The organism is Streptomyces sp. NPDC005898 (assembly GCF_040629635.1).
In the GTDB taxonomy this organism is placed as follows: domain Bacteria; phylum Actinomycetota; class Actinomycetes; order Streptomycetales; family Streptomycetaceae; genus Streptomyces.
Genome location: NZ_JBEXWC010000003.1, coordinates 333,996 through 349,988 on the forward strand (window position 1 = coordinate 333,996; position 15,993 = coordinate 349,988).

The following is a 15,993-nucleotide window of genomic DNA, read 5'->3' on the forward strand; positions in this document are numbered from 1 at the left end:
ATTGCCAGTTCGTCCCGGTGAACGACCTACACCGCGCATCGGAGCAGAGCCCCGCCCGGGGGGCCGGTGAAAGGCAATGGCCGCCTCCGCCGCGAACTCTGAGCGGTAGTCAAGAAAAACCGTCGTGAGGTCCTACCTGCAAGGACGTCAGACTGGCGGAACAAGTAGACGCAGCAGCTGGTCCTGGAGGCTCTCCGGGGGACACGCGGGGGACAGAAGGGCAAGGACGGTCACGGAAAAGCCGGGTAAGACAGGGCACGATCCGGAATCGAGGGTTTGGGACCTCACCCTCCGCCCCGCTGCCGCACCGTCGAACCGTCCCGCCCCTTCACCACCTCCAGCTGCGCATGCACGCGTCGTCGCAGGTCAGCGACGTGGCTGACGATTCCTACGCTGCGGTCCCGCTCGCGCAGTGAGTCCAGGACGTCCAGGACCTCGTCCAGGGTCTGGTCGTCCAGGCTGCCGAAGCCCTCGTCGATGAAGAGCGTGTCCAGGCGTACGCCGCCCGCCTCGTCGGTGACGACGTCCGCGAGGCCCAGCGCCAGCGCCAGCGAGGCGAAGAACGTCTCGCCGCCCGAGAGGGTCGCCGTGTCGCGCTCCCGGCCCGTCCACGCGTCGACCACGTGCAGGCCGAGGCCCGAACGGCCGCGCCCCGTACGGTCGTCGGAGTGCACCAGGGTGTAGCGCCCGGACGACATCCGACGCAGCCGGACCGTCGCGGCGGCGGCCACCTGCTCCAGGCGGGCGGCCAGCACGTACGACTCCAGGCGCATCCGGCGTTCGTTGTCCGCCGAGGTGCCCGCGGCGAGGCCGGCCAGCCGGGCCACGCGGTCGTGGGCGGCGCGCAGGGGCGCCAGTGCGCGCGTCGCCGCGGCCGTGCGGGCGGAGAGCCGGTCCAGTTCGGCGCAGCGGCGTGCCGCGGCGTCGCGCGCGGAGGCCGCCGTCCGCAGCCGCCGTCCCGCGGCCTCGGCCTCGGCACGCGCCGCCGGCAGATCGGCGGGCGGCTGCCGGTCGGCGGCGGCCGTGTCCGGTTCGGCGAGGACGGAGCGCCCCGCGGCTTCTTCGTCGCGCCAGGCGTCGATGCGGTGTTGCAGCTCGCGGTGGCGGGCGTCGTCGAGGAGGGCCTCGGCCGCCGCCCGAGGGGTGTCGAACTTGGCGCGGAAGGCGGCGTCGGCCAGGCGTGCGTCCGCCGCCTTGAGGCGCTCGGCGGTGTCGGCGGCGACGCGCGCGGCGTCGGCCGCCTCGGTGAGCAGCGCGGTCTGCCGTTCGAGCTGGGCGGCGCGGGCGGCGACGCTGCCGGTGGCGCCGCGCGCCCGGGTCAACTCGGCTGCCAGCACGTCCTGTTCGCGGTCGAGTGCTTCGCGCAGGGTGGCGCGGGACGCGGCGCGGCGGGCGGCCTCCTGCTGCTCGGCGGTCCTGCGGTCGTACTCGCGCTCGGCCCGCGCGAGCGCCTCCCGCGCGGCGTGCAGCCCTGAAGCGCGGTCGCGGGCCTCGGCGTGCGCCCGCCGCAACTCCGCCACAATCCTGTCGAGTTCCTCGACGGTCGGTTCCGCCTCCCCGGGTTCACCGGTGGTCCGGCGCCCCGCGCCACCGCGGGCCGCCTCCGTGGCCGCGGTCAGGGAGGCCTGGACGTCGCCGAGCGCGCGCTCTGCGGCCGTGCGGGCCTCCAGCGCGGCGCGGTGGGCGGTGAGCGCCTCCTCCTCGGTGCGCCGGTCCACGTGTCCGGCGCTCTTGCCGGCCGGAGCGGGGTGCTCCGTGGCCCCGCACACGGCGCACGGTTCGCCGTCCGTCAGACGTGCGGCGAGCTCGGCGGCGATGCCCGTCAGGCGCTGTTCCTTGAGAGCGAGCCAGTGCTCATGGGTGGCCCCGGCGTGTTCGCGCGCGGTCAGGGCGCGCTCGTGGGCCGCCGCCGCTTCCCGGGCGAGGCGGTCGCGGCGGTGGGCGGCGTCCAGGCGGTCCTGGGCCGGTTCGAGGCGGCCCGCCAGCCGCTCGGCGTGCGTCGCGGCCTCCCGCGCGGATTCGACGCGTTCCTGGAGGGCGGCCCGGGTCCCCTCCCAGCCGTCGAGCCAGCCGGACGCCTCCCGCAGCAGGTCGTCGTCGGCGCGCTCCTGCCGCTCCAGCGCGGCGCGTTCGGCGGCGATGTCGGCGAGCCGCTGCTCCGCGCGCCGGGCGGCGCCGAGGCCGCCCAGCTCCTCGGCCGCCTTGCGCGCGGCGGCGGCCAGCCCCGACGCGCCGGAGTCCGCGAACGTCTCGGGGAGGCGGCCACGCGCGTGTGCCTCCTCTTGGGCGGCCCGGCGGTGTTCCGCCTCGGCGGCGTCGCGCAGGGCGAGCGCGGGGGCCACGGTCTCGGCCTTGCGCGCCCGCTCCAGGCGCCGCTCGTACTCGCGCCGCTCCTCCTCGCGGGCCTGGAGCCGCGCCGCGCGCTCCCGTGCCTCGGCGAAGCGGTTCTGCAGCCGGTCCAGTTCCCGTACGTCACCGAGTCGGCGTTCGGCGGCGGCCTGCGCGGATTCGGCGGTGGTGAGGGCGCACCGCGCGATGGTGAGGCGTTCGCGGGCGCTCGCGCGGGCCACGGCGGCCCAGGAGAGGACCTCGGCGGCCAGGCCCGGGTCGCCGGGCGCGAGGCCGGGCAGGGGCAGCTCGGCTTCCCCGCCGTCGTCGGCGGCGGCCTGCTGCATGCGGTGCGCGTCGGCGAGGAGCGCCGCGTCGCCGTCCTTGACCTCGGTCTCCGTGGTGCGCCGCTGCTCGGCGAGCCGCTGCTCGACGGCGGCGAACCTGCGGGTGTCGAAGAGGCGGCCGAGCAGCTTGCCGCGCGCTTCCGCGTCCGCGCGCAGGAAGCGGGCGAAGTCGCCCTGGGGCAGCAGCACGACCTGGCAGAACTGCTCCTTGCTCATGCCGAGCAGCTGGGTGATCTCCTCGCCGATCTCCTGGTGGGAGCGGCTCAGGTCCTTCCAGCCGCCCTCGGGAGCGCGCTCGCGCAGCCAGCTCTGGGCCTTGTCGGTGGTGGTGCCGGTGCCGCGCTTCTTGGGCCGCGCCCAGGGCGGCATGCGGGTGATCTCCAGGCGGCGCCCGGCGACGCTGAGCTCCAGGCACACCTCGGTGCGGGTGTCCTGCCGGGCGTGGTCGCTGCGCAGTGTCATGCCCTGTCCGCCGCCCTGGCGGGGGCCCGGCACCGAGCCGTACAGGGCGTAGCACACGGCGTCCAGGACGGAGGTCTTGCCGGCGCCGGTCGGCCCGTGCAGCAGGAAGAGGCCGGCGGCGGAGAGCTTGTCGAAGTCGATGTCCTGGGTGGTGCCGAAGGGCCCGAACGCGGTGAGGCGCAGCCGGTGGAGTCTCATCGGGCGACCTCGTGCACGGTGTCGTCCGTGCGGACGTCGTCGAAGGCGGACCGCAGGACCGCCCGCTCGTGCGGGTCGGGCCCGGCGCCGCGCACATGGGCCACGAAGTCCTCGGCGATCTGCTGGTCGCTGCGGCCCTCGAGGCGCCGGGCGTAGGAGAGGTCCGGGTCGTCGGGGGCCCGGTCCGGGTCGAAGAGGAGGCTGAGGGTGTGCGGGAAGCGCGCGCAGAGCCGGGCCATGGGGTCGTCGGGGCGCACGGCGTCGGTGAGGGTGGCCTCGATCCACGCCTCCTCGTGCCTGGTGAGGGCGGGGTCGTCGAGCAGCTCGTCCAGGGTGCCCCGGATGCGGGCCAGCGCGCGCGGCACCGGGCAGTCGAGGCGCTCGGCCCCGATCTCCCCTTCGGGGCCGAGGTCGATCAGCCACATGCTCTTGCGGTGGTCCGCTTCGGAGAAGGAGTACGGCAGCGGCGAGCCGGAGTAGCGCACGCGCGGGCCGAGCGTCTGGCTGCCGTGCAGGTGACCGAGCGCGGCGTAGTCGACGCCGTCGAAGAGCGCGGCGGGCACCGACGCGACCCCGCCGACGGTGATGTCCCGCTCGCTGTCGCTGGCCTGGCCGCCGCTGACGAAGGCGTGGGCGAGCACGACGGAGCGGGTGCCCGGCGCGCGGGTGGCGAGGTCGGCCCGTACGCGGTCCATGGCGGCCGCGACGACGGCCTCGTGGCCCGCCTTGTCCACCCCGAACTCGTCCTTGACCAGGGCCGGTTCGAGGTAGGGCAGGCCGTAGAACGCCACGTCCCCGTGGTCGTCGGTGAGGATGACGGGGTCCGCGCAGGCGGCGGGGGCGGTGCGCAGGTGGATGCCGGCGCGGTCGATGAGGCCCGCGCCGACGCCGAGGCGGCGCGCCGAGTCGTGGTTGCCGGAGATCATCACGGTGGGCACGCCGAGGTCCGCGAGCCGGTGCAGGGCGTCGTCGAAGAGTTCGACCGCGGCGAGCGGCGGCACCGCCCTGTCGTAGACGTCACCGGCCACCAGGACGGCGTCGACCTCGCGCTCGCGCACGGTCGCCACCAGGTGCGCGATGAACGCGGCCTGGGCGTCGAGCATGTTCACGCGGTGGAACGAGCGGCCCAGGTGCCAGTCGGACGTGTGCAGCAGCCTCATGATCCCCGAGACTAACGGGCGGGTCGGACATCACGGGCGGCCACCGCCGTATCCGTACGCCTCCTGCGCCCCGGCTCCCGGGGGCACCCGCGACGTCATGCGTCCCCGTACGCCTCTCCCCCGAGGTCGAACACGGCGGTGCCCGCGGTGGCGTCGGCCAGCCAGCCCCGGAAGGCGGCGACGTCGGCGTCGGGCAGAGCGATCTCGATGGTGACGGCCTCGCCGTAACGAACGTCACGCACCTCGCGGCCGGCCGAGCGCAGATCGTTCTGGACCTTGCCGGCCCGCTGGTGGTCGACGGTGACGGTGGCCAGGCGGAAGCGGCGGCGGGTGACGGTGCCAAGGGCGTCGAGCGCCTCGCCGACGGCTCCTCCGTAGGCGCGGATGAGACCGCCCGCGCCGAGCTTGACGCCGCCGTAGTAGCGGGTGACGACGGCGGCGACGTACCGCATGTCCCGGCGGGTGAGCATCTGGAGCATCGGGACACCCGCCGTGCCGCCGGGCTCGCCGTCGTCACTGGCCTTCTGGATCGCCGCGTCGGCCCCGATGACGTACGCGAAGCAGTTGTGCGTGGCCGTCGGGTGCTCCTTGCGGACGCGCGCGACGAAGTCCTGCGCCTCCCGCTCGGTGGCCGCGGGCGCCAGGGTGCACAGGAACCGCGAGCGGTTGATCTCGGTCTCGTGCACGCCCTCGCGGGCCACTGTGCGGTACTCGTCCTGCATCACGCCAGCGTAGGTGCTCGGCGGGCGCCGCCCGAGCCGGGAGCGGCGCCGGGTGGCGCACGTCACTGTCCCCGCGCGCGGGCGCCTCGGCCGGGTACGGTGATCTCTCGTGACGTCCCCCTCGATATCCGTGCGCCAAGTCCCGGAATCCCCCGGCCCCTTGGCATCCCTGCTGGCCGCCGCGCCCGTCACCGTCGTGGAGACCCGTGACGACCCGGCCGACGCCGTGCTCTTCCCCGAGGAGGAGGCGGTGGTGGCGAACGCGGTGGCCAAGCGGCGCCACGAGTTCACCACCGTGCGGCACTGCGCCCGCGCCGCGCTGCGGCGCATCGGGGTGTCGCCCGCCCCCATCCTGCCGGGGCAGCGGGGAGCGCCCCGCTGGCCCTCCGGGGTCGTCGGGAGCATGACGCACTGCGCGGGGTACCGCGCGGCCGTCGTGGCCCGCGCCGGCGAGGTGATCTCGCTCGGGGTCGACGCGGAGCCGGGCGAGCCGCTGCGGGACCCGGACGTCCTGAAGCTGATCGCCGACGAGACGGAGCGTGCCGCGCTCGCCGCGCTGGGCGCCCGGTATCCGGGCACGCCCTGGGACCGGCTGCTGTTCAGCGCCAAGGAGTCGGTCTACAAGACGTGGTTCCCCCTGACCGGGCGCTGGCTCGGTTTCGAGGACGCCCGGCTGGAGCTGGACCCGGCCGGCACGTTCACCGCGCGGCTGCTCGTGGCGGGGCCCGTGGTGGAGGGCGCCGAGCTGACGGTGTTCTCCGGCCGGTGGACGGTCCGCGACGGGATAGCCGCCACGGCGATCGTCCTGCCGGTCGGCGTACGCCAGGCGTCCGCCGCGCGATAGGCGGGCCGGCCCGCCGGCCAGGTGCCCGGCACGCGCGCCATGCCGCAGCTGTGCGGCGCGTCGAGGTAGGGGGCGAGCAGCGCGGCTGTCCCGCCCTCGATGACGTCGGCGCCGAAGTGAGGATCCGGCCGCCCCGGTCACGGCGGAGGCTGAAAAAGATGGAGCGCGCCGGCACCGGTGAATGCGCCCCGGCGGCTCCCCTCCCGACCCGACTGTCGTCCCCGTGCGACCGGACCCTCGCCGGGGCAGTCCGATGCGCAGGTGGAAACGTTTTGTCTCCACTTGTTCGCACCGTGGTCGACACGTGTCCGATCCTGACTCGACCGGCGAGTAAGGGCGCGAACACGGTTCCAGATAAGCCTTTTTCGTATCGTCATACTTCCTTTCATGCTCTTGCAGCACCTTCCGGTCATGCACCTAGCTGGTTGCTGTGCCCACTTCCTCGCCCCGGCCCCCCGATGGGGTCAGGGCAGGCCGACGGAGCCCCAGCGCACCGCCGCCGAGGGAAGGGGTGTCGATCCGCAACCTGAGGAGGGGTCATGAAGAAGGCCTACGAAGCACCGGCACTCGTCCGGCTCGGAACGTTCCGGAAGAAGACCGGGCTCCTGGCGCGCTCCGGCAACGACCGGCTCATCCTGAGCAAGAACTGACGGAGCGACGGTTCTGACACGACGTCATGACTGAACTGCACGAGAGTGCGGGGACGGGCCCCGGCGACGCGCACTTCACGGTCTTCCACGACCGTGCGGAGGCGGCCGCCGTGGCCCGCACCTTCGCCCGCCCCGGAACACGGACCCTCCACCATCCTTCGGGCCGGCCATGGCTGGTGGGCCAGTGGGACGACCAGGAGATCGTCACGGCCCGCGCCGGCCACGCCGCCCTGGCCGTCATCGGCTGCTGTCCCGTCGAGGCGGCCGAACTGGAGGCCCGGGCCCGGCGGCTGCGCGATCTGGCCGAACTGGACGCGTTGGCCCGCTCACTGCCCGGCAGCTTCCACCTCGTCGCCGCCCTGGACCGGCAAATGAGGGTGCAGGGCACGGCCTCCGGGCTCCGGCTGGTGTTCCACGCGGTCGTGGACGGCGTGCCGGTGGCCGCCACCCGCGCCGACGTCCTCGCCGCCGCGCTGGGCAGCGGATCCGACGTGGAACGGCTCGCCGTCCGGCTGCTGTGGCCGGTCCCCTACCCGCTCTTCGAGACCTCCCTCTGGCGCGAGGTCACCGCTGTCCCCCCGGACAGCGCGTTGATCGTCGCCGCCGACGGACGGACCGTACGCCACTCGCGGTGGTGGCATCCGCCGCGTCCGGTCCGCACGCTCGCCGACGGCGCTCCGCTGGTGCGCGAGGCCCTCGGCGCCGCGGTGAACGCCCGTACCGGCCAAGGAGGCGTGGTCAGCTGCGACCTGTCCGGCGGCCTGGACTCCACCTCCGTCTGCTTCCTGGCCGACCGGTCCCCGGCCAAGGTCGTGGCCAGCACCTGGCCGGGGCGCGATCCCGCCGACACCGACCTGTACTGGGCCGAGCAGGCGACGCGACATCTGCCCGACGTCGAGCACGTGGTGTGGGACGCGGACGCCTCACCGCTGGTCTACGACGACCTCCTGGGCATCGACGACCTGCTGGACGAACCGACCATCGGCGTCATGGACCGCTCGCGGGTGCTGCGCCATCTGCCCGCGATGGCGGCGCGCGGCAGCCGGGTGCACCTGACGGGCATCGGCGGTGACCACGTGGCCTGGTGCTCCGAGGCGTACTACCACCGGCTGGCGCGCACCCGTCCGCTTCTCGCGCTGCGGCAGCTCCGCGGCTTCCGGGCGCTGTGGCAGTGGCCGCTCGGCGGGACGGTCCGCGCCCTCGCCGACTCCCGCGCGTACGGGCGATGCCTCGCCGACGCCGCCGGTCACCTGCGCGCCCCGCTCCCCGCGTCGGTCGCCACCGGCCTCGGCTGGGGCATGCCGCCGCGCCTCTTCGACTGGGTGACACCCGACGCCGGACGCATGGCCGAACGGGCGCTGCGCGAGGCCGCCTCGACGGTCGCCCCGCTGCACCCGGACCGGGGCATGCACGCCGATCTGGAGCAGATCCGCTCCTGCACCCGCATCATCCGCCAGTGGGACCGCATGGCGGCCCGCGCCGGGGTGCCGATGGCCTCGCCGTTCCTGGACGACCGCGTCATCGAGGCGTGTCTGGCGATCCGGCCGCAGGAGCGTGTCACGCCCTGGGCCTACAAGCCCGTGCTCACCGCCGCGATGCGCGGCATCGTGCCCGAGGCGTGCCTGCGGCGCACCACCAAGGCCGCCGCCGCGATGGACGCCGCCGACGGTCTGCGCCGGCACCGCGCCGACCTGGCGACCCTGTGGGAGAACTCCCGGCTGGAGGAGCTCGGCCTGGTCGACGGCGACGCGCTGCGCCGGCTCGCGCAGCGGCCCTCCGCCCCCGGGCTGCGCGACGCCATCCTGTACTCCACCATCGCCGCCGAAGTATGGCTGCGCGGCCTGTCCCCCGCCCGTACCCGTTAGGCACGCCCCCGGAGAAAGGCAGACACCCACCATGGCACTGCGGTTCGGCCCCGACGTCTGCACCACGAAGACCGATTACGGCACGGTCCTGCTGGATCAGCGCAGCGGCGACTACTGGGAACTCAACCCCACCGGCACCCTGGTCGTGCGGACCCTCCTGGACGGTGGCGGGGAAGCGGCGGCCGTCGACGCGCTCGTCGCGGAGTTCGACATCAGCCGGCCCCGCGCGGAGCAGGACGTCGCGGATCTCGTGCGGGAGCTGCGGGAGTCGGGGTTGGCCTCATGACGACGCCGAGCGCCCTGGTGCGGCCCACCGGCGTGCCCTTCAACCGGCGCCTGGGGGCCCGCCTCGTCCTGCTGCCGGCCGTCGTGCTGTCGCTGCTGCCCCCGCGCCGGATCCGCGCCGTCCTGGCTGTCGTACGCCGGGGAGCCGCACCGGCCACGGCCGCGCAGGCCCAGAACGCCCGGGACGCGATGTGCGCGGTCAGCCTGCTGTGCGCCGGGCCCAAGGGGTGCCTGCCCCGCTCGCTGGGCGCGGTCCTGCTGTGCCGGCTGACGGGCGGCTGGGCCACGTGGTGCACGGGGGCGAGCGTGGTGCCGCCGTTCAACGCGCACGCGTGGATCGAGGCGGAGGGCCGGCCCGTGGGCGAGGACATGCCGGACGACTACTTCGCGCGGCTGCTGGCGGTGGGCCCCCTGGTCACGAGCCGGTCGCGGCGCCCATGACAGCGACCGCGAAGGCGCCCGACCGCTCGACTCGGGCCGCGGTGGCCACCATGTACGGACTCACCAGCGGGCACCGGGCCTCCGTCACCGTGGCGAGCGCGCTCACCCTCGTGGGCTCGGCGCTCGGGCTCGCCCAGCCCCTCGTCGCCAAGCACATCGTGGACGCGGGCGACGGCGGACGGGCGTACTGGCCCCTTCTGCTGCTCCTGGCCGCGCTGTTCGTCGGCGAGGCGGCCACGGGCGCCGTCGGCCGCTTCGTCCTGGAGCGCATGGGCGAAAGAGTCGTACGCCAGCTCCGCCACGGCCTGGTCGCGCGGCTGCTGCGGCTGGAGATGCGGGAGTACGACCGGCATCGCACCGGTGACCTGATCTCCCGCGTGACCGCCGACACCACCCTGCTCAGGGAGGTCGTCTCGCAGGCCCTCGTCGACCTCGTCACGGGCGCTCTCGTGGCCGCCGGCGCGATCGCCCTGATGATGTGGCTCGATCCGCTGCTGCTCGTCCTGGTCGCCCTGACCGTGGCCGTCGCGGCCGGCGTCGTCGCCTCGCTCCTGAAGGGCATCCGCGCCGCCTCCGAGCACATGCAGGGTTCGGTCGGCGCGATCGCCTCCGACCTCGAACGCGCCCTCGGGGCCCTGCCGATGGTCCGCGTCCACGGGGCCGAGGAGCGCGAGGCGCGGCGCGTCGGCGAGCGCGTCGACTCCGCGTACGAGGCGGGCGTACGGACAGCGAGGCTCGCGTCCTTGATGAGTCCGGCCGTCGAACTGGCGGTCCAGGGTTCCTTCCTGCTCGTCCTGGTGATCGGCGGGTTGCGCGTCACGGGCAGCGCGAACTCCCTCGGTGACCTCGTCGCCTTCTTGCTGTACGCCTCCTACCTCGTCCTGCCCCTGTCGTCGGTGTTCCGCGCGGCCGGTCTGATCCAGCGGGGCATGGGCGCCTACCAGCGCATCGAACAGGCCTTGACCCTGCCCGTGGAGCCCTCCCCCGCCGGACGGCGGGCCGATCCGGAGCGCGGGGAGGGGCCCGGAGGCCAAGCCGACCCCGGGCACCGGACCGTACGGGCGCGCACTCGGGAGGCGACGCGGCGCATCGGCTCCGACGGCGTGCCCGCCCTCGCGCTGCGCGACCTCACCTTCGGCTACGACCCCGGCCGGCCCGTCCTGCGCGGCGTCAGCTTCTCCGTCCCCCACCGACGTCACACCGCGCTGGTCGGCCGGTCGGGCGCCGGCAAGAGCACGATCTTCGCCCTGGTGGCGAGGTTCTACGAACCGGACTCCGGGGCCCTCCTCTTCGACGGGCGGCCCTCCACCGACCTGACCCGCGCCGAATGCCGCGAGCGGATCGCCGTCGTCGACCAGAGCACCCACGTCGTGCACGGCACCCTGCGCGACAACATCACCTACGCCGTGCCCGACGCCCCCGAGTCCGAGGTGCGGCGCGTCGTCGAACTCGCCCAGCTCGACGATGTCGTACGGCGGCTCAAGGGTGGCCTGTCCGGCATGCTGGGCGAGCGCGGCAACACGCTCTCGGGCGGCGAACGCCAGCGCGTCGCCCTGGCCCGCTCCCTGCTCGCCCGCCCGGAACTCCTCCTGCTCGACGAGCCCACCTCGCACCTCGACGCCATCAACGAGGCCGCGCTCACCGCGGTGATGAGGGACGCGGCGCGGGAATGCGCCCTGCTGGTGATCGCACACCGGCTCTCCACGGTCCAGCACGCGGACCAGATCGTCGTCCTGGAGGACGGCCGCGCCACCGCGTGCGCGGGCCACGAGGAGCTGCTCGCCGTCAGCCCCCTGTACCGCGAACTGGCGGCCGGTCAGATGCTGCACCCGGCCGCCGCGCCCAAGGACGAGTGGGCCCCCAGGCCGTCGGCCGGGTCGGGAACTTCTCGGCCCGACTGCTAGTTTCTACAGTGTTGTAGAAACACCGATATGTTTGGGGAGTTCCTCATGGCCCTGTGGGACCGGTTCAAGGAGTCCGCGTCGACGATGCAGACCCAGCTGACGGCGAAGAAGAACGACCTGAAGAGCGGCGCCTTCCGCGACGCGAGCATGGCGATGTGCGCCCTGGTTGCGGCCGCCGACGGCACCGTGGACGCCGCCGAACGCCTGCGCGTGGCGCAGCTCATCGGGACGAACGAGGTGCTGCAGAACTTCCCGGCGGACGACCTGCGCCGCCGCTTCGACGCCTGTGTCGACAAGTTGACCGCCGATTTCGCGTTCGGCAAGGTCAGCCTCCTCCAGGAAGTCGCCAAGGCGAGGAAGAAGCCCGCGGAGGCCCGTGCCGTCATTCAGATCGGCATAGTCATCGGCGGCGCCGACGGCGACTTCGACAAGGACGAGCAGGCCGTGGTGCGCGAGGCGTGCTTCGCGCTCGACCTCCCGCCGCACGAGTTCGACCTGTAGGCGTCTGTCGCGAGTCGCGTCGTCGGCCCTTCTCACAGCGGCGTGGCCGCGCGCAGGATGAGCACCATCGTGACCGCCGAGTTCGCCGAGGACATGGCGGACACGGCGGTGCCGAACGCCGCGCCCCACAGGGCGAGCCCCACGGCGGTGAACAGGGAGGGGCGCGTGCGCGCGGCGGGCGCCGGGGCGAGCAGCGCGGCGACGCGGCGCGGCACCGGCCCCGGCGCGGCGAATCCCGCGAGGGCCGGCGCGGGGGCGCCCCGTGAGACCAGGGCCGCCTTGCCGATCGCGCGGGCGACGACCCGCCGGTCCCGCACGGCGAGCGCCGCCGTCTCGTCGGCCCACCGCTCGGCCGTGAAGGCGACGGAGGTGCGCAGCGGCCGCAGGAACGGATTGGCGCGGGCCGCCAGTTGGGAGATCAGCAGATGCCGGTGGTGCCGGGCCGCCAAATGGGCCCGTTCGTGCGCGAACAGCGCGCGCCGCTCGGGTGCCGCGAGCCGGGTCAGCATGCCGGTGGTGACGACGACGCGGCCACCGCGCCGCGAGGGGAGGGCGTAAGCGTAGGGGACCTCGTCGGGGAGCACGGCGACGGACGTACCGGGGAGCGCGCCGAGCGCGCGGTGACCCCGACGCCGGACACGCGCGTGGCGCAACAGGGTGCGCGCGCACGCCGCGCACACGGCGAGCAGCGCGGGGATCGCGGCCTTTCCCGCCACTTCGTCGTAGGGCACGGCGGCGCGCACCTCGGGGTCCGACCAGCCGTCCGGCAGGGGGTTGCCCGGCAGCTGGGCCGTGCCGACGACCATGAGGAGGGCCAGACACAGCGTGCTGCACAGGGCCATCACCCCGGCGACGGCGGTGAGCACGCGCGTGGCGGTGCGCGGGTGCAGATGCTGCTCGGCGAGGCGGGCGACGGGCCAGGCGGTCAACGGCAGCACGAGGGGCAGGAAGACGAAGACGCCCATCAGGCAGAGGCTCCCATCGGCCGTCAGTCGTCGGTTCCGGCGCCCGCCCGCCCGAGCAGCTCACGCAGGAGCTGCTCGTCGTCGGGCGTCAGCGTCGTGACGAAGCTGGCGAGGACCGCCTCGCGGTCGCTCTCGGCGTCGAGCACCTTGCGCATCCGGAAGGCGGCGAGACCCGCCTCGTCCGAGGAGGAGGTCCACGCGAAGGACCGGCCCGCGCGCTCCCGGGTCACCACGTCCTTGGCGAGCAGGCGGGTGAGGATCGTCATCACGGTCGTGTACGCGAGGTCGCCGCCGATCCGCTCCTGCACCCAGGCGGCACTGACGGGGCCGCGGGCGGCGTGCAGCGCGGCGAGCACCTGCTGCTCCAGCTCGCCCTGGGCGCGGCGGCGCAGCCGTGGCCGGCGCTGCTCGCGCTCGTGGTCGTCACGCTCCATGCCCGGTTCTCCCTCCAGCCTCATGGTGCTCCTCGGCCGGGAACGCCACATCGTAACGGGCCATGAGCACCCCACCCGCTTCTACATTCCTGTAGATTCCGTGGACGGATTCTACGAAAGCAAGCACCCGGAACTCGGATCTCAGGAGGACATCGTGGGAGTTTCCCTGGCCAAGGGCGGCAACGTCTCGCTCAGCAAGGAGGCCCCGGGCCTGACCGCCGTCCTGGTCGGCCTGGGCTGGGACGTGCGCACCACGACCGGCACGGACTACGACCTGGACGCCAGCGCGCTGCTCTGCGACGACTCGGGCAAGGTCGTCTCCGACCAGCACTTCGTCTTCTACAACAACCTGACGAGCCCGGACGGTTCGGTCGAGCACACGGGCGACAACCTCACCGGTGAGGGCGAGGGCGACGACGAGGCGGTCAAGGTGAACCTCGCCCAGGTGCCCGCCCAGATCTCGAAGATCGTCTTCCCCGTGTCGATCCACGACGCCGAGAACCGCGGGCAGAGCTTCGGCCAGGTCCGCAACGCCTTCATCCGCGTGGTGAACCAGGCGGACGGCGTCGAGATCGCGCGCTACGACCTCTCGGAGGACGCCTCGACGGAGACCGCCATGGTCTTCGGCGAGCTGTACCGCCATGGCACGGAGTGGAAATTCCGTGCGGTCGGCCAGGGTTATGCCAGTGGACTGAGGGGCATCGCGTCGGACTTCGGCGTGAACGTCTGACCGAGGCCCCGGGCGGCATCCGGCCGCGAGTGTTCGAGTGTGGAGGAGGCAGGTCATGTACGGCGACCAGGAGACGGTGCGCGAGATCCTGACGGGGCTGGGCGACACCTGGGCCGTGGTGGGCCTGTCCGAGAACCGCGACCGGGCGGCGTACGGCGTCGCGGCCGTCCTGCAGCGCTTCGGCAAGCGCGTCGTCCCGATCCATCCGAAGGCCGCGACGGTCCACGGCGAACAGGGCTATCCGTCCCTGTCCGCCGTGCCGTTCCAGGTGGACGTGGTCGACGTGTTCGTCAACAGCTCCCTGGCGGGCCAGGTGGCCGACGAGGCGGTGGCGGCCGGCGCCAAGGCGGTGTGGTTCCAGCTCGGCGTGATCGACGAGGCGGCGTACGCGCGGACGCGCACGGCGGGCCTGGCCATGGTCATGGACCGCTGCCCCGCCATCGAGATCCCACGGCTGGGCTGAGGCCGGCGGCGTTCCGCCCGCTCTTGCCGCCACTCTGGCCGATGCCTTTCTCCCCGCCGGGAATACGGAACGTCCGCCGCTCCGTTGAGCAGGGCATGCCTTTGACTGGAGAGTACGAGCCGGGTACGTGGGACTGGGCCAGCAAGCAGGCCGAGCTCTACGAGAGTTCCGGCGGCACCGAGGGCACGACGATGCGGGGCACGCCCGTGATCGTGCTGACATCGGTCGGCGCCAAGAGCGGGAAGCTGCGCAAGAATCCCTTGATGCGCGTCGAACACGGCGGGGAGTACGCGGTGGTGGCCTCCAAGGGAGGCGACCCCGCGCACCCGGCCTGGTACCACAACCTCGTCGCCCACCCGCTCGTGGAACTGCAGGACGGCCCGGTGAAGAAGGACTACCACGCGCGCGTCGTCACCGGCGAGGAGCGGAAGGTGTGGTGGGAGCGGGCGGTCTCGGTGTGGCCGGACTACAGCGACTACCAGACGAAGACGACCCGCGAGATCCCGGTCTTCGTCCTGACCCCCGTCGAGTCCTGAGCACCCGTCTCGCCCGGAGAGCGGCCGTCACGTCCTGAGCGCCTGTCAGGCTGAGCTCACCCAGGTCGCCGTGAGGTCGGCACAGCGCACGGTGATCGTCGCGTCCGCCAGCATCCGTCGAGTTCCGGTGCGGGGTCGTGCGGCCGGCCGTGATGTGTGCCGCACATCGCGGCCGCGTGTTGTGGGTGGCGTTCCGAGCTGATCAGGTACCAGTGGCGGGTCGAGGGTGAGCCGCATGAGGTCAGCGGGGCGCGGGCCGGATGGACGAATCGGGAGAACTGAGCATGACGACCGGGTATTTCACATCCGTCGACGACGTCGCGGCCCGCCTTGCCGAGAGTGGCTATCTGGCCTCGCCCGCGGTCGCCACGACCGTCTTCCTGGCCGACCGGCTCGGCAAGCCGCTCCTGGTGGAGGGCCCGGCCGGCGTCGGCAAGACGGAGCTCGCGAAGGCCGTCGCCCAGGTCGCGGGCGCCCGGCTGGTCCGGCTCCAGTGCTATGAGGGCGTCGACGAGTCCCGCGCGCTGTACGAGTGGAACCACGCCAAGCAGCTGCTCCGCATCACGGCCGGCCGCGACGAGTCGTGGGACGAGACGCGCACGGACATCTTCAGCGAGGAGTTCCTGCTCCCGCGCCCGCTGCTGACGGCGATCCGCGGCGCCGAGCCGAAGGTCCTGCTGATCGACGAGACCGACAAGGCCGACGTCGAGGTGGAGGGCCTGCTCCTGGAAGTCCTGAGCGACTTCCAGGTCACGGTGCCGGAGCTGGGCACGATCAGCGCGGAGCGCCGCCCGTTCGTGGTGCTCACCTCCAACGCCAGTCGGGAACTGTCGGAGGCGCTGCGCCGGCGCTGCCTGTTCCTGCACATCGGGTTCCCCGAGGAGGAGTTGGAGCGCCGCATCGTCTGTCTGAAGGTGCCGGGCCTGGACGAGGCGCTCGCCGAGTCGGTGGTGCGGGTGGTGGGCGCGCTGCGCGCCATGGACCTGCGCAAGGTGCCGTCCGTCGCCGAGACCATCGACTGGGCGCGCACCCTGCTCGCGCTCGGCGCCGCCACCCTGGACGAGACCGTCGTACGCGACAGCCTCGGCGTCCTGCTCAAGCACCAGGACGACGTGCTGAAGGCGGCGGCCAAGCTCGACCTGGACGCGCTGTGACAGC

16 protein-coding genes are annotated in these 15,993 nt (G+C 73.6%); 11 read left to right on the forward strand and 5 right to left on the reverse strand.

Annotated features, from left to right (window positions below; all coding sequences use genetic code 11):
• Nucleotides 1–284: 284 nt before the first annotated feature.
• From ABZ385_RS06885 to ABZ385_RS06895, 3 genes are all read right to left on the reverse strand, one after another.
• Nucleotides 285–3,335, reverse strand: coding sequence for an SMC family ATPase (locus ABZ385_RS06885; RefSeq protein WP_358910157.1), 3,051 nt, complete (start codon nt 3,333–3,335; stop codon nt 285–287).
• Nucleotides 3,332–4,495: an exonuclease SbcCD subunit D gene (locus ABZ385_RS06890; protein WP_358910159.1), complete on the reverse strand. Its 1,164-nt coding sequence runs from the start codon at nt 4,493–4,495 to the stop codon at nt 3,332–3,334. Before ABZ385_RS06890 ends, ABZ385_RS06885 begins: the two co-directional genes overlap by 4 nt.
• A 95-nt stretch (nt 4,496–4,590) precedes the next feature.
• Nucleotides 4,591–5,217 carry a YigZ family protein gene (locus ABZ385_RS06895; RefSeq protein ID WP_358910161.1) on the reverse strand — a complete coding sequence of 209 codons (627 nt, stop codon included), beginning with the start codon at nt 5,215–5,217 and terminating at the stop codon, nt 4,591–4,593.
• Between the two features lie 169 nt (nt 5,218–5,386).
• On the opposite strand from ABZ385_RS06895, the gene ABZ385_RS06900 reads away from it, so the two are divergent.
• The 7 genes from ABZ385_RS06900 (at nt 5,387) to ABZ385_RS06930 (ending at nt 11,707) form a co-directional block, all read left to right on the forward strand.
• A complete protein-coding gene (locus ABZ385_RS06900) occupies nt 5,387–6,061 on the forward strand; it encodes a 4'-phosphopantetheinyl transferase superfamily protein (protein WP_358910286.1) in 675 nt (224 codons plus the stop codon).
• Nucleotides 6,062–6,600: 539 nt separating this feature from the next.
• Entirely contained in the window at nt 6,601–6,711 is a 111-nt protein-coding gene (locus tag ABZ385_RS06905) for a keywimysin-related RiPP (protein WP_358584124.1), read from the forward strand.
• Nucleotides 6,712–6,737: 26 nt separating this feature from the next.
• Complete coding sequence (locus tag ABZ385_RS06910; RefSeq protein WP_358910163.1) at nt 6,738–8,576, forward strand: lasso peptide isopeptide bond-forming cyclase; 1,839 nt, start codon at nt 6,738–6,740, stop codon at nt 8,574–8,576.
• A 31-nt stretch (nt 8,577–8,607) separates the two neighbouring features.
• Nucleotides 8,608–8,862 carry a lasso peptide biosynthesis PqqD family chaperone gene (locus ABZ385_RS06915; protein WP_358584127.1) on the forward strand — a complete coding sequence of 85 codons (255 nt, stop codon included), beginning with the start codon at nt 8,608–8,610 and terminating at the stop codon, nt 8,860–8,862.
• Nucleotides 8,859–9,302 (forward strand): lasso peptide biosynthesis B2 protein, encoded by a 444-nt coding sequence (locus tag ABZ385_RS06920; RefSeq protein WP_358910165.1) that lies wholly within the window; start codon nt 8,859–8,861, stop codon nt 9,300–9,302. The genes ABZ385_RS06915 and ABZ385_RS06920 overlap by 4 nt, the downstream gene beginning before the upstream one ends.
• Nucleotides 9,299–11,206: an ABC transporter ATP-binding protein gene (locus tag ABZ385_RS06925; protein WP_358910167.1), complete on the forward strand. Its 1,908-nt coding sequence runs from the start codon at nt 9,299–9,301 to the stop codon at nt 11,204–11,206. The genes ABZ385_RS06920 and ABZ385_RS06925 overlap by 4 nt, the downstream gene beginning before the upstream one ends.
• Nucleotides 11,207–11,251: 45 nt before the next feature.
• A complete protein-coding gene (locus ABZ385_RS06930; RefSeq protein WP_358584133.1) occupies nt 11,252–11,707 on the forward strand; it encodes a TerB family tellurite resistance protein in 456 nt (151 codons plus the stop codon).
• A 32-nt stretch (nt 11,708–11,739) separates the two neighbouring features.
• Here the strand turns inward: ABZ385_RS06930 and ABZ385_RS06935 are convergent, their stop codons facing one another.
• Nucleotides 11,740–12,672 carry a M56 family metallopeptidase gene (locus ABZ385_RS06935; protein WP_358910169.1) on the reverse strand — a complete coding sequence of 311 codons (933 nt, stop codon included), beginning with the start codon at nt 12,670–12,672 and terminating at the stop codon, nt 11,740–11,742.
• 23 nt (nt 12,673–12,695) lie between these two features.
• Nucleotides 12,696–13,106, reverse strand: a complete 411-nt coding sequence (locus ABZ385_RS06940; protein WP_358584166.1) for a BlaI/MecI/CopY family transcriptional regulator — start codon at nt 13,104–13,106, stop codon at nt 12,696–12,698.
• A 154-nt stretch (nt 13,107–13,260) separates the two neighbouring features.
• Here ABZ385_RS06940 and ABZ385_RS06945 point away from each other — a divergent pair, with 154 nt between their 5' ends.
• The 4 genes from ABZ385_RS06945 (at nt 13,261) to ABZ385_RS06960 (ending at nt 15,989) form a co-directional block, all read left to right on the forward strand.
• Nucleotides 13,261–13,836 carry a TerD family protein gene (locus tag ABZ385_RS06945; protein WP_358584137.1) on the forward strand — a complete coding sequence of 192 codons (576 nt, stop codon included), beginning with the start codon at nt 13,261–13,263 and terminating at the stop codon, nt 13,834–13,836.
• Nucleotides 13,837–13,891: 55 nt separating this feature from the next.
• On the forward strand, nt 13,892–14,299 hold the full coding sequence (locus ABZ385_RS06950; protein ID WP_358910171.1) for a CoA-binding protein: 408 nt from the start codon (nt 13,892–13,894) through the stop codon (nt 14,297–14,299).
• Between the two features lie 95 nt (nt 14,300–14,394).
• On the forward strand, nt 14,395–14,835 hold the full coding sequence (locus ABZ385_RS06955) for a nitroreductase family deazaflavin-dependent oxidoreductase (RefSeq protein WP_358584140.1): 441 nt from the start codon (nt 14,395–14,397) through the stop codon (nt 14,833–14,835).
• Nucleotides 14,836–15,119: 284 nt separating this feature from the next.
• A complete protein-coding gene (locus ABZ385_RS06960) occupies nt 15,120–15,989 on the forward strand; it encodes a MoxR family ATPase (protein ID WP_358910173.1) in 870 nt (289 codons plus the stop codon).
• Nucleotides 15,990–15,993: the final 4 nt, after the last annotated feature.